This is a genomic window from Methylovulum miyakonense HT12 (assembly GCF_000384075.1).
In the GTDB taxonomy this organism is placed as follows: domain Bacteria; phylum Pseudomonadota; class Gammaproteobacteria; order Methylococcales; family Methylomonadaceae; genus Methylovulum; species Methylovulum miyakonense.
On sequence record NZ_KB913025.1, the window covers coordinates 737,504 to 750,222 of the forward strand.

The 12,719-nt window shown below is 46.3% G+C and carries 13 protein-coding genes; all 13 read right to left on the minus strand.

All coding sequences use genetic code 11. The features are described from left to right. Position 1 precedes the first annotated feature (1 nt). Positions 2 to 673 (minus strand): 30S ribosomal protein S3, encoded by a 672-nt coding sequence (gene rpsC / locus METMI_RS0103860; protein WP_019864925.1) that lies wholly within the window; start codon positions 671 to 673, stop codon positions 2 to 4. A gap of 12 nt (positions 674 to 685) precedes the next feature. Then, positions 686 to 1,021: a 50S ribosomal protein L22 gene (rplV, locus tag METMI_RS0103865; protein ID WP_019864927.1), complete on the minus strand. Its 336-nt coding sequence runs from the start codon at positions 1,019 to 1,021 to the stop codon at positions 686 to 688. Between the two features lie 9 nt (positions 1,022 to 1,030). Continuing rightward, positions 1,031 to 1,303, minus strand: a complete 273-nt coding sequence (gene rpsS, locus METMI_RS0103870) for a 30S ribosomal protein S19 (protein ID WP_029151474.1) — start codon at positions 1,301 to 1,303, stop codon at positions 1,031 to 1,033. Between the two features lie 17 nt (positions 1,304 to 1,320). Further along, positions 1,321 to 2,142, minus strand: coding sequence for a 50S ribosomal protein L2 (gene rplB / locus METMI_RS0103875; RefSeq protein ID WP_019864929.1), 822 nt, complete (start codon positions 2,140 to 2,142; stop codon positions 1,321 to 1,323). Positions 2,143 to 2,182: 40 nt separating this feature from the next. Further along, complete coding sequence (rplW, locus tag METMI_RS0103880; protein ID WP_019864930.1) at positions 2,183 to 2,482, minus strand: 50S ribosomal protein L23; 300 nt, start codon at positions 2,480 to 2,482, stop codon at positions 2,183 to 2,185. Then, the gene (gene rplD, locus METMI_RS0103885) at positions 2,479 to 3,099 is read right to left on the minus strand and encodes a 50S ribosomal protein L4 (RefSeq protein WP_019864931.1); all 621 of its coding nucleotides are present in this window, start codon (positions 3,097 to 3,099) and stop codon (positions 2,479 to 2,481) included. Before rplD ends, rplW begins: the two co-directional genes overlap by 4 nt. Positions 3,100 to 3,102: 3 nt before the next feature. Beyond that, positions 3,103 to 3,753, minus strand: a complete 651-nt coding sequence (gene rplC / locus METMI_RS0103890) for a 50S ribosomal protein L3 (RefSeq protein WP_019864932.1) — start codon at positions 3,751 to 3,753, stop codon at positions 3,103 to 3,105. 18 nt (positions 3,754 to 3,771) lie between these two features. Further along, positions 3,772 to 4,083 carry a 30S ribosomal protein S10 gene (gene rpsJ / locus METMI_RS0103895; RefSeq protein WP_005373966.1) on the minus strand — a complete coding sequence of 104 codons (312 nt, stop codon included), beginning with the start codon at positions 4,081 to 4,083 and terminating at the stop codon, positions 3,772 to 3,774. A 7-nt stretch (positions 4,084 to 4,090) separates the two neighbouring features. After that, the gene (gene tuf / locus METMI_RS0103900; protein ID WP_019864933.1) at positions 4,091 to 5,281 is read right to left on the minus strand and encodes an elongation factor Tu; all 1,191 of its coding nucleotides are present in this window, start codon (positions 5,279 to 5,281) and stop codon (positions 4,091 to 4,093) included. A 27-nt stretch (positions 5,282 to 5,308) separates the two neighbouring features. Beyond that, positions 5,309 to 7,405 carry an elongation factor G gene (fusA, locus tag METMI_RS0103905; protein ID WP_029151475.1) on the minus strand — a complete coding sequence of 699 codons (2,097 nt, stop codon included), beginning with the start codon at positions 7,403 to 7,405 and terminating at the stop codon, positions 5,309 to 5,311. 21 nt (positions 7,406 to 7,426) lie between these two features. Further along, the gene (gene rpsG / locus METMI_RS0103910; protein WP_019864936.1) at positions 7,427 to 7,897 is read right to left on the minus strand and encodes a 30S ribosomal protein S7; all 471 of its coding nucleotides are present in this window, start codon (positions 7,895 to 7,897) and stop codon (positions 7,427 to 7,429) included. Positions 7,898 to 7,915: 18 nt separating this feature from the next. Beyond that, positions 7,916 to 8,290, minus strand: a complete 375-nt coding sequence (gene rpsL, locus METMI_RS0103915) for a 30S ribosomal protein S12 (protein WP_019864937.1) — start codon at positions 8,288 to 8,290, stop codon at positions 7,916 to 7,918. Between the two features lie 182 nt (positions 8,291 to 8,472). Beyond that, positions 8,473 to 12,657 carry a DNA-directed RNA polymerase subunit beta' gene (rpoC, locus tag METMI_RS0103920; RefSeq protein ID WP_019864938.1) on the minus strand — a complete coding sequence of 1,395 codons (4,185 nt, stop codon included), beginning with the start codon at positions 12,655 to 12,657 and terminating at the stop codon, positions 8,473 to 8,475. Positions 12,658 to 12,719 lie beyond the last annotated feature (62 nt).

Sequence of the window (12,719 nt, forward strand, 5' to 3'; positions counted from 1 at the left end):
ACTATTTTTTAGATTCAGAATTAATGGATGCGATGTGTGCGTCCATATCGAATACTTCACCTTTGAATATCCAGATTTTTATACCGATAATTCCGTAGGTAGTATTTGCTTCGGCTGTTGCATAATCTATGTCAGCCCTCAAAGTATGTAAAGGCACTCGACCCTCCCTATACCATTCAGTACGGGCAATCTCCGCGCCATTTAAACGACCACCAATACTGATTTTTATGCCTTCTGCGCCTAAACGCATCGTATTGGTCACAGCGCGCTTCATTGCACGACGATACATAATCCGTTTTTCAAGTTGTTGCGCAATACCTTCAGCTACTAACTGGGCATCCAACTCGGGCTTCCTTATTTCCTCAACATTGACTTGAACTGGCATACCTATCATCTTAGATATTTCTTGCTTCAACACATCAATGTCTTCGCCTTTCTTGCCTATCACGATACCTGGACGCGCTGTATGTATGGTGATGTGGGCATTATTCGCCGGACGGTTAATCTGTATACGGCTCACTGAAGCGTTAGCCAGTTTTTTTCTGATATACTCCCTTATCGTCAAGTCTTGATGCAGAAAAACCGAATAATCTTGGGAATTTGCATACCATCTTGAATTCCAGTCCTTTACAATTCCAAGCCGAATACCTGTTGGATGTACTTTCTGACCCATTTCTATATACCTCTACTCGTATTCTGCAACTGAAATTGTAATATGACAGGTTCTTTTAAGGATATGGTTTGCACGTCCTTTGGCTCTGGCCTTAAATCTTTTCATTGTGGGCCCCTCGTTTACAAAAACCGTGGACACACGCAACTCATCAATATCAATGCTTTCATTATGCTCAGCGTTAGCTATTGCTGATTCGAGTATTTTTTTTATGATCGTTGCTGCTTTTTTAGAGCTGAATTTCAACGTATTCAATGCCTTATCAACAGGCAACCCACGTATTTGATCCCCCACTAAACGTGCTTTTTGAGCTGATAGAGGGGCATTGCTTAACTTTGCCGAAATTTCCATGATTGAGCCCTACCTTGATTTTTTATCGGCCACATGACCTTTGTATGTTCGGGTAGGCGCAAATTCACCTAGCTTATGCCCTATCATATTCTCAGAAATAAGCACTGGAATGTGGAGCCGACCATTGTGTATGGCAATAGTCAGGCCTAGCATGTCAGGAATAATCATTGATCTTCTCGACCATGTTTTAATTGGTTTCCTATTATTGCTGCTTACGGCATCTTCAATTTTTTTCAGAAGATGGTGGTCAATAAAAGGACCTTTTTTAATTGAGCGCGGCACGTTAATCCCTCTCTATTCTACTTACGGCGTCTGATAATCATATTATCAGTACGTTTGTTTTTTCTGGTTTTATAACCTTTAGTCGGCATACCCCAAGGCGATACAGGATGCCTTCCGCCAGATGTACGTCCTTCACCACCACCATGCGGATGATCAACAGGATTCATAACAACCCCTCGTACGGTTGGACGGACACCTTTCCATCTCGTCGCCCCCGCCTTACCCAAAGAGGATAAGTTATGTTCGGCATTAGAAACCTCTCCAATCACGGCACGACAATCAGCCATAACTTTTCGCATCTCTCCTGACCGCATGCGAATCGTAGCATGGGCTCCATCCCTAGCCACCAATTGCACAGAAGTACCTGCACTTCTAGCCACTTGAGCACCTTTTCCTGGCTTTAGCTCGACACAATGAACGGTGGTGCCCATTGGTATATTTCTTAATGGCATACAATTGCCGGGCTTAACAGGAACGCTTTCTGATGACAAAAGCTCCTGGCCTACTTGCAATCCCTTAGGTGCAATGATGTATCTACGCTCGCCATCTTTGAATAAGATCAAAGCAATATTGGCAGTCCGATTAGGATCATATTCCAATCGTTCAACGATCGCCGGAATATCCATTTTATTACGCTTAAAGTCGATAATACGGTAGTGCTGTTTATGACCCCCACCAATATGCCGAGTCGTTATGCGTCCTTGGTTATTACGTCCACCGCTCTTACTGATCTTACTAAGCAAAGGAGCATAAGGGCTTCCTTTATGTAGATCGTCATTTTTAACACGTATAACAAACCGCGATCCTGGTGATGTCGGTTTTGACTTTACAATAGCCATGTTTTCTACCGTTTCCTATTGACCTTTCATTGTAACTAAATTAAGCAGTAGTGAACTCTATGTCGAACCCTTCCTTAAGTTTTACATAAGCCTTTTTCCAATCAGACTTTTTGTACAAGGAACGTGCGGATCTTTTTTGTTTTCCTTTAACATTTAATATGTTCACAGAATCCACTTCAACACTAAACATTGCTTCTACTGCAGATTTAATCTGATGTTTTGTAGACTGCTTTTCCACTCTAAAAACGAACTGCTTGTTAGTTTCCGCTGAATTTGCACTTTTTTCAGATACAACTGGCGCAAGCAAAACGTTTGTTAATTGATATGCATCCAATTTCATGACAACCGCTCCTCTATTCTTTTCAAGGCTTCAGGGGTAGCAATTACCTTATCAGCTGAAACCAATAAAACAGGACTAAGGTTTATCGCTTCTACAACTTCCAAATAAGGAATATTCCTAGATGATAATGCGATGTTTTCATCTATTTGATCTACAATAATCAAAATCCGTTTGGCATCAATCGCTTTTAATTTGACGCTTAACTCTTTCGTTTTAACTGAAGTAGGAATAATGTCATTACTTACAAGCAACCTGTCTTGCCTTAACAGCTCAGACAAAATAGACCGTATCCCAACCCGAAACATTTTTTTATTTAACTTTTGTTCGTATGACCTAGGTCTTGCCGCAAATGCAATACCGCCAGTCCGCCAAATAGGGCTACGCGTCGATCCAGACCTAGCACGGCCAGTACCCTTTTGCCGCCAAGGCTTAGCTCCGCCACCACTGACATCAGAACGTGTTTTTTGTGCTTTTGTACCAGCACGAGCACCAGCCATATAACGGACTACCAACTGGTGAACCAGTGTTTCGTTAAACGACTGGCCAAAAACAGATTCAGAAACCTCTAATTGACCGGAAGAATCTTTCTCATTTAATGCAGGTATATAAAAACCCATGACTTAACCTTTATTTCTTTTTTTCATAGCAGGAGTGATAATAACATCTCCGCCTTTAGCTCCAGGCACAGCACCTTTTACTAAAATCAAGTTTCTTTCTACGTCAATAGAATGAATGGTCAAATTTTGAACTGTTGTTTTTACAGCCCCTAAATGACCTTCCATTTTCTTGCCCTTGAAGACTCGACCAGGAGTCTGGTTCATACCTATGGAACCTAATACCCTGTGTGACCGGGAGTTACCGTGAGTGGCATCTTGCATGTGGAAGTTATGGCGCTTAATACCCCCAGCAAAGCCTTTACCGATACTTTTTCCTTGAACATCAACAAATTGACCCTCAGAAAAGACAGTTAACGGCAAAACAGAGCCAGTCGTCAAATCAGCCCCTTCCCCGTCTTCAAGCCTAAACTCCCAAAGGCCACGCCCCGCAGTCATATTTGCCGCAGCATAATGACCAGACATTGCCTTGTTGACTCGGGAAGACTTTTTTTCACCAGTCGTGACTTGGATTGAACGATAACCATCACTCTCAACCCCTTTCACTTGAGTCACTCTATTTGCTTCAATTTGGACAACAGTCACAGGTACCGATGAACCATCTTCACAAAATACTCTGGTCATTCCACATTTACGACCAATAAGACCTATTGACATCTGCCAATTCCTCTACTTCTAATTCAGTTTTATTTGAACATCGACACCAGCCGCCAGATCCAGTTTCATCAACGCATCTACAGTCTTGTCTGTCGGTTCTACAATATCCAACAATCTTTTATATGTTCTCAACTCATATTGATCACGCGCATCTTTATTCACGTGAGGAGATATCAATATAGTGAAACGCTCTTTTTTAGTAGGCAATGGAATCGGGCCCTTGACTTGTGCGCCTGTCCTTCTTGCTGTTTCTACTATCTCACCAGCCGATTGATCTATCAATTTATGATCAAATGATTTCAAACGGATTCTGATAGTTTGATTTGACATATTTATATTACTCAATAATAGAGGCAACAACGCCCGCACCGACGGTGCGGCCACCTTCACGGATTGCGAAACGCAAGCCCTCTTCCATCGCGATCGGCGAGATCAGTTTCACGCTGACGGAGATGTTGTCGCCAGGCATGACCATTTCGACGCCTTCAGGCAGCTTCACCGCCCCGGTCACGTCGGTGGTGCGGAAATAGAATTGCGGGCGGTAGCCGTCGAAGAACGGGGTATGGCGGCCGCCTTCCTCTTTTGACAGCACGTAAATCTCGGCGTTGAAGTGGGCGTGCGGCTTGATGGTGTTTTTGTGCGCCAACACTTGGCCACGCTCGACATCATCGCGTTTGGTGCCGCGCAGCAGCAAGCCGACGTTGTCGCCCGCCTCGCCTTGGTCCAGCAGTTTGCGGAACATTTCCACGCCGGTGACGGTGGTGGACACGGTCGGGCGGATGCCGACGATCTCGACTTCCTGGCCGACCTTGATCACGCCACGCTCGATACGGCCAGTCACCACGGTGCCACGGCCTGAGATCGAGAAGACGTCTTCGATCGGCATCAGGAAGGCGCCGTCAACGGCACGTTCGGGCAACGGGATGTAGGTGTCCAGGGCCTCGACCAGGCGGACGACCGACGGGGCGCCAATTTCGCTGGTGTCGCCGTTCAGCGCCAGCAGCGCGGAGCCTTTAATGATAGGGGTGTCGTCGCCGGGGAATTCGTACATGTCCAGCAGTTCGCGGATTTCCATTTCCACCAATTCCAGCAGCTCCTCGTCATCGACCATGTCGGCCTTGTTCAGGAACACGACGATGTAGGGGACGCCGACCTGGCGTGACAGCAGGATGTGCTCGCGGGTTTGCGGCATCGGGCCGTCGGCGGCCGAGCAGACCAGGATCGCGCCGTCCATTTGTGCGGCGCCGGTGATCATGTTTTTGACATAGTCGGCATGGCCGGGGCAGTCAACGTGGGCATAGTGGCGGACGGCGGACTCGTACTCGACATGCGAGGTGGCGATGGTGATGCCGCGCGCCCGCTCTTCAGGCGCATTGTCAATTTGGTCAAAGGCCTTGACCTCCCCACCTTGCAGCTCGGCCATCACTTTCGTCAGCGCCGCGGTCAGGGTGGTTTTGCCGTGGTCAACGTGACCGATTGTGCCGACGTTGACATGGGGCTTGCTACGTGAAAACTTTTCTTTGGCCATGAGTTAATACCTTATATTTATTCAATTTTACGAAGATTTTTTAATGATGCCATCTGCAATATGCGCTGGGGTTTCATTGTATTTTTCAAACTGCATGCTATATGTAGCCCTTCCCTGGGAAGTCGAGCGCAAATCTGTCGCATAACCAAACATCTCTGCGAGAGGCACTTCACAACTAACTACCTTTCCCGAAGGCAAATCCTCCATCCCCTGAATTATGCCCCGTCGCCTATTGATGTCGCCGACCACATCGCCCATATATTCTTCAGGAGTGACCACTTCCACCTTCATGATTGGCTCAAGTAAAACTGGAGCCGCTTCACTCAACCCTTCGCGGAAGCACATTGATCCAGCAATCTTAAAAGCCATTTCGTTCGAATCGACATCATGATAAGAACCATCGAACAACGACACCTTTACATCTAAAACAGGGAAACCAGCCAATACACCACTTTTTAGCTGCTCCTGCACACCTTTATCTACCGCCGGTATGTATTCTTTAGGAACAACACCACCAACAATTTCATTTACAAACTCATATCCCTTCCCTAGCTCTAATGGCTCTATCCTTAGCCATACGTGACCATATTGACCACGACCACCAGTTTGCCTTATAAACTTTTTTTCATGTTCGACGGTTTTCCGGATAGTTTCCCTATAAGCGACCTGGGGGTTACCTATATTTGCATCAACATTAAATTCCCTTTTCATCCTATCGACGATGATCTCGAGATGCAACTCGCCCATCCCGGATATGATCACCTGACCAGATTCATCGTCAGTATTAACCCTGAATGACGGATCTTCTTGCGCCAACCTAGCCAAAGCAACCGTCATTTTATCTTGATCTGCTTTCGTTTTAGGCTCAACCGCTATCGAAATAACCGGATCTGGAAAATCCATTTTTTCCAAGAGGATAACATCACCTACGTCACACAATGTGTCACCTGTCGTCACATCCTTAAGGCCAATAGCCGCCGCTATATCGCCCGCAAACACTTCTTTGACCTCTTCCCTGCTATTTGCGTGCATTTGCACGATACGCCCAACACGCTCTTTTTTCTTTTTTATCGGGTTATAAAGTACGTCTCCAGAATTTAAAACCCCAGAATAAACCCTGAAAAAAGTTAGCGTGCCTACAAACGGATCCGTGGCAATCTTAAAAGCAAGAGCCGAAAACCCTTGGCCATCATCAGCAAACCGCTTTACTTCCGTCACCTCATCCTCCAACACACCTTCAACAGGAGGTATATCAATAGGGGAAGGCAAATACTCAATCACCGCATCCAACATTGCCTGAACGCCTTTATTTTTAAAGGCCGAACCACAGAAGGCCGGAACAATCTGATTTTCTATCGTCCTGAATCTTATCCCTGACTGTATTTCTTCATCCGTCAAAAAACCTGTTTCAAGATACTTTTCCATGTATTCTTCATTTGCTTCCGCAGCAGATTCAAGGATGTTTTCCCTCCATTTTTCGCACGCGGGACGCATCTCATCTGGTATGCCATGCTCAGAAAAACTCATGCCCATATTGGCATCATCCCAATATATAGCCTTCATTTTCACCAAATCCACAACACCCCTGTAATTCTCCTCGGATCCAATTGGCAATTGCATAGGGACTGGATTAGCACCCAACCTAGCCTTTATTTGATCAATTACCCGAAGAAAATTCGCACCCGTCCGATCCATCTTATTTACAAAGACCAAACGGGGAACCTTGTATTTATTTGCTTGACGCCACACCGTCTCCGACTGGGGCTCAACACCACCCACCGCACAAAATACCGCACAGGCACCATCCAAAACACGCAACGACCTCTCTACCTCAATCGTAAAATCGACATGCCCAGGAGTGTCTATAATATTTATACGATGCTGATCGAACTGTTTTTGCATCCCGCTCCAAAAACATGTCGTTGCGGCGGAGGTTATTGTAATACCCCTTTCCTGCTCTTGCTGCATCCAATCCATTGTCGCAGCGCCATCATGCACTTCACCTATCTTATGGGATACGCCCGTATAATAAAGTATCCGCTCTGTAGTTGTGGTCTTACCGGCGTCAATGTGCGCCATAATGCCAATATTGCGATACCTATCTATTGGAGTTTTACGAGCCACGCTACATAAGACCTAATTTAATTAAAAGCGGTAATGAGAGAACGCCTTATTAGCCTCAGCCATTCTATGAGTATCCTCACGCTTCTTAGCAGCATTACCTTTGCCTTCAAAAGCATCCATTAACTCACCTGCCAATTTAGAAGCCATCGTCCTTTCGTTTCTTTTGCGCGAAGCATCAATCAACCAACGCATTGCCAAAGCCATACGCCTAGACGGCCTAACCTCAACCGGAACCTGATAAGTCGCACCACCAACCCTACGCGACTTAACCTCAACCCTTGGCTGAACATTTTCTAACGCCTTAGACAACACATCTAAAGGAACCGAATGACCTTTGTTCTCAATAACATCAAGAGCACCATAAACAATCGACTCAGCCACAGACTTTTTACCGCTATCCATGATCATATTCATGAATTTGGTCAGCATCACGCTATTAAATCTTGGATCTGGAATAATCTCTCTTTTAGTTGCAACTCTTCTTCTAGACATTTTTTTTATCCAATATTCTTAACTTTTTGGCCGCTTAGTTCCATACTTAGAGCGCCCGCATTTTCTGTTATTTACACCAGAAGCATCCAAACTACCACGAACAACGTGATACCGCACACCAGGCAAATCCTTAACCCTGCCACCCCTTATCAACACCACGGAATGCTCTTGAAGGTTATGGCCTTCGCCACCTATATAACTACTTACCTCAGCCCCATTAGTCAACCGAACCCTGGCCACTTTACGTAAAGCTGAGTTTGGCTTTTTAGGTGTCGTCGTATAAACACGGGTACACACACCCCTGCGCTGAGGACACGCCTCCAACGCTGGCACATTACTTTTTTCAATTCTTTTAGCACGGGGCTTACGAACCAATTGGTTAATCGTGGCCATATTTATTTTTCTCTCCGATATACAATTAACTGCCAGACAATATTTCACCAACCATCAAGTAAAACTTACTGACAGTCAAAATTGTTTTCGTCTTATCTAAATCGCTTTAACTTATGTTAGCAGGATATTCTACTTTGCTATAACGCGCAGGTCAAGCATATTTTAAATATCATTTAGTTTACTTAAATATTCAAGGCTTGCTTCAATGCCTCTTCAGTATCTACAACCGGAACACTGGCCATATCTACCGACTGATGTTGCATAAATTTATTTTTCCGATTTTCATGGTAAGCCAACCCGGTTCCTGCCGGGATGAGGCGACCGACGATCACGTTTTCTTTAAGCCCTTGCAAGCTATCACTTAATCCTCTAACAGCGGCATCAGTCAACACCCGGGTTGTTTCTTGGAAAGACGCTGCGGAAATAAATGATTCGGTCGCCAAAGAAGCCTTAGTAATGCCTAACAAAATAGACTCGAAACTAGCCGGGATTTTACCTTCCGTTTCCATCCTATCATTTTCGACCCTTACCGCGGCACGTTCGACTTGGTCGCCTTTCAGGAAGGCAGTGTCCCCGGAAGCGGTAATTTCAACCTTTCTAAGCATTTGACGAATGATACATTCAATATGCTTGTCGTTAATTTTTACCCCTTGCAAACGATAAACATCCTGAATTTCTTTAACCAAATAGTTCGCCAACTCTTCGATACCCCTTAACCGCAAAATGTCATGGGGAGTCAACTCACCTTCAGCAATCGTTTCGCCTTTTTCTACATATTCACCTTCGAAAACAGTAATATGCCTCCATTTTGGGATGAGGGTTTCAACTTGCTCCCCCTGGGCGTCAGTAATAATAACCCGTTGCTTGCCTTTGGTTTCCTTTCCAAAAGAAATTGTCCCGCTAGTTTCAGCAAGAATCGCCGGGTCTTTGGTCTTACGCGCTTCAAACAGATCTGCTACGCGTGGCAAACCACCCGTGATATCCCTTGTCTTACTTGACTCTTGCGGGATCCTGGCCAGAACGTCACCAACCTTTACTTCGCCACCATCTTTAATACCAGCAATAGCCCCTGCCGGTAAAAAATATTGTGCCGGTATATCAGTTCCTGGCAACGAAATGCCATTGCCGTCTTGGTCAATCAACTTGACCATTGGACGTAATTCCTTACCTGCACTACCACGTTGCTTAGGATCCGTGACCACAAGAGAACTCAAACCGGTCACTTCGTCAGATTGTTTTTGTACGGTCACGCCGTCGACAAAGTTAACCAACTCAACAAACCCGTCCACTTCAGTAATAACAGGATGGGTGAACGGATCCCAAGTGACGATGATGTCCCCGGCACTGATTTTGCTGCCTTCTTGCACGGACAGCACCGCACCGTAAGGGATTTTATAACGCTCCCTTTCACGGCCATAATCATCGACAACACAGACTTCGCCGGATCTGGAAACCGCCACCAAGTTACCTTCCCGGTTGGCAACTGATTTTAAGTTACTCAACCGGACAGTACCGGCAGATTTGACCTGGACGTTACTGATAGCCGCTGACCGTGATGCCGCCCCACCGATATGGAAGGTACGCATGGTCAACTGGGTACCGGGTTCACCAATTGATTGCGCAGCGATTACACCCACCGCCTCACCGATATTAACATGGTGTCCCCGGCCTAAATCACGGCCATAACAGGCGGCACAAACACCATGCCTGTTCTCACAAGTTATCACTGAACGGACGATAACCTGGTCGACACTATGGTCATCAAGCACAGAAACCCAATGCTCATCCAACAATGTACCGGTCGGAACTATGATGGTTTCACCATCCGGAGCCATGACATCGTTCACGACAACCCGGCCCAATACACGCTCAGATAATGGCTCGACGACATCCCCGCCTTCAATGATAGGCATCATGACCAAACCATCTTTGGTGCCGCAATCTTGGCCTGTAATAACCAAATCTTGCGCCACGTCCACCAAACGGCGCGTCAAATAACCGGAGTTCGCCGTTTTCAAGGCGGTATCCGCCAGACCTTTACGCGCACCATGGGTGGAAATAAAGTATTGCAATACGTCCAAACCTTCACGGAAGTTTGCAGTGATTGGCGTTTCGATGATCGAACCATCCGGTTTTGCCATCAAACCACGCATACCCGCCAACTGCCTGATCTGTGCCGCCGAGCCCCTAGCACCTGACTCAGCCATCATAAAGATGGAGTTGAAGGATTTTTGTTTTACGGCGTTGCCTTCGGCATCAATAACGGACTCTTCGCCTAACCCGTCCATCATGACCTTTGCAACCTGGTCATTGGCATGCGACCAAATGTCAACAACCTTGTTGTACCGCTCACCATCCGTCACCAAACCTGATGAATACTGGCTTTGTATCTCATTAACTTCAGCTTCAGCCGAAGCAATGATGTCAACCTTCTTGGCCGGTATCGCCATATCCTCGATACCAAAAGAGACCCCAGAAATCGTTGCATACCTAAAACCCAGGTACATCAATTGGTCCGCCAGCACCACCGTATCCTTATTGCCCAGATAACGGTAGCTGTAATTTATCAACCGGGAAATGTTCTTTTTGGTCATATCACAGTTGACCAAGTCAAACGGCATAAGACCAGGGACGACTTCCCATATCAGGCCTCTTCCTACCGTAGTCTTAACACGATGAGTTTTTTCTTCAATTTCACCCTGTTCATTTAATATCTTTTGGGTGATACGCAACTCGATTTTTGCTTGCAGCTCGACCGTTTTTGCCTGTAAGGCCTTATGTATTTCGCCCACATCCACAAAAATACTGCCATCGCCTTTGGCATTAATTTTTTCACGGCTAATGTAATAAAGCCCTAATACCACGTCTTGGGACGGGTTAATTACTGGCTCGCCATTTGCGGGCGACAAGATATTATTAGTCGCCATCATTAGGGTTCTGGCTTCCAACTGCGCCTCGATGGACAACGGAATATGCACCGCCATCTGGTCACCGTCAAAGTCGGCGTTGAACGCGCTACAGACCAAAGGATGCAACTGGATCGCCTTGCCTTCAATCAGGATGGGTTCAAACGCTTGGATACCCAACCTGTGCAAAGTTGGCGCACGGTTCAACAAAATGGGATGTTCGCGGATTACTTCTTCGAGAATATCCCAAACCTCCGTGCCTTCACGCTCAACCATTTTTTTGGCTGCTTTGATCGTCGTCGCCAAACCACGGAACTGCAATTTGCTAAAAATGAACGGCTTGAACAATTCCAGCGCCATTTTTTTCGGCAGGCCGCATTGGTGCAGACGCAAAGTCGGCCCGACCACAATAACGGAACGGCCTGAATAATCGACACGTTTGCCAAGCAAATTTTGGCGGAAACGGCCTTGCTTGCCTTTGATCATGTCCGCAAGGGATTTTAACGGCCTTCTGTTAGTGCCAGTTATGGCGCGGCCACGCCGGCCATTGTCCAACAAGGCATCGACCGATTCCTGCAACATCCGCTTTTCGTTGCGCACGATGATGTCGGGTGCGTTCAAATCCAACAACCTGTTCAACCGGTTGTTCCGGTTGATGACCCGGCGGTACAAATCGTTCAGGTCAGAGGTCGCAAAACGTCCGCCATCCAAAGGCACCAAAGGGCGCAATTCGGGTGGCAAGACAGGCAAGACCTGCAAAATCATCCATTCAGGACGGTTCTTGGAACTCAACAAGGCGTCCATGACCTTAAGGCGCTTGGCGTATTTTTTGATCTTTGTTTCTGAGCTGGTGGAATTAATCTCCTCACGCAACACATTAACTTGCTCTTGCAAATCAATGGCTTTCAGCAATTCATAAATCGCTTCCGCACCCATTTTTGCAACAAAATCATCACCATGCAGCTCGACCGCATCCAGATATTCATCATCTGTCAACAATTGGCCTTTATCCAGCGGGGTCATGCCCGGATCCAAAACCACAAAAGATTCGAAATACAGCACGCGCTCGATTTCGCGCAAGGTCATGTCCAACAATAAGGCGATTCTGGACGGCAAAGATTTCAAAAACCAGATGTGCGCCACAGGACTGGCCAAGTCAATATGCCCCATCCGCTCACGGCGGACTTTTGACAACGTGACTTCAACGCCACATTTTTCGCAAATGACGCCACGGTGCTTCAAACGCTTGTACTTACCGCACAAACATTCATAGTCGCTGACCGGGCCAAAAATTTTGGCGCAAAACAAACCGTCTCGCTCAGGCTTAAACGTACGGTAATTGATGGTTTCCGGTTTTTTCACTTCACCGTAAGACCAGGATCGGATCATATCTGGCGAGGCCAGCCCGATGCTAATTCCATCAAAATCGTCTGCACGACCTTGACGCTTTAAGAAGTTCATTAAATCTTTCAAGAGCTTGTCCTCTTTAAAATAGTCTCTGGCATAATCCAGAGCAGGCTATC

What these genes read in the sequence shown, in the direction of transcription:
- rpsC (WP_019864925.1), bottom strand. Translation starts at nt 673, where the DNA reads ATGGGTCAGAAAGTACATCCAACAGGTATTCGGCTTGGAATTGTAAAG.
- rplV (WP_019864927.1), bottom strand. Translation starts at nt 1,021, where the DNA reads ATGGAAATTTCGGCAAAGTTAAGCAATGCCCCTCTATCAGCTCAAAAA.
- rplB (WP_019864929.1), bottom strand. Translation starts at nt 2,142, where the DNA reads ATGGCTATTGTAAAGTCAAAACCGACATCACCAGGATCGCGGTTTGTT.
- rplW (WP_019864930.1), bottom strand. Translation starts at nt 2,482, where the DNA reads ATGAAATTGGATGCATATCAATTAACAAACGTTTTGCTTGCGCCAGTT.
- rplD (WP_019864931.1), bottom strand. Translation starts at nt 3,099, where the DNA reads ATGGGTTTTTATATACCTGCATTAAATGAGAAAGATTCTTCCGGTCAA.
- rplC (WP_019864932.1), bottom strand. Translation starts at nt 3,753, where the DNA reads ATGTCAATAGGTCTTATTGGTCGTAAATGTGGAATGACCAGAGTATTT.
- rpsJ (WP_005373966.1), bottom strand. Translation starts at nt 4,083, where the DNA reads ATGTCAAATCAAACTATCAGAATCCGTTTGAAATCATTTGATCATAAA.
- tuf (WP_019864933.1), bottom strand. Translation starts at nt 5,281, where the DNA reads ATGGCCAAAGAAAAGTTTTCACGTAGCAAGCCCCATGTCAACGTCGGC.
- rpsG (WP_019864936.1), bottom strand. Translation starts at nt 7,897, where the DNA reads ATGTCTAGAAGAAGAGTTGCAACTAAAAGAGAGATTATTCCAGATCCA.
- rpsL (WP_019864937.1), bottom strand. Translation starts at nt 8,290, where the DNA reads ATGGCCACGATTAACCAATTGGTTCGTAAGCCCCGTGCTAAAAGAATT.
- rpoC (WP_019864938.1), bottom strand. Translation starts at nt 12,657, where the DNA reads ATGAACTTCTTAAAGCGTCAAGGTCGTGCAGACGATTTTGATGGAATT.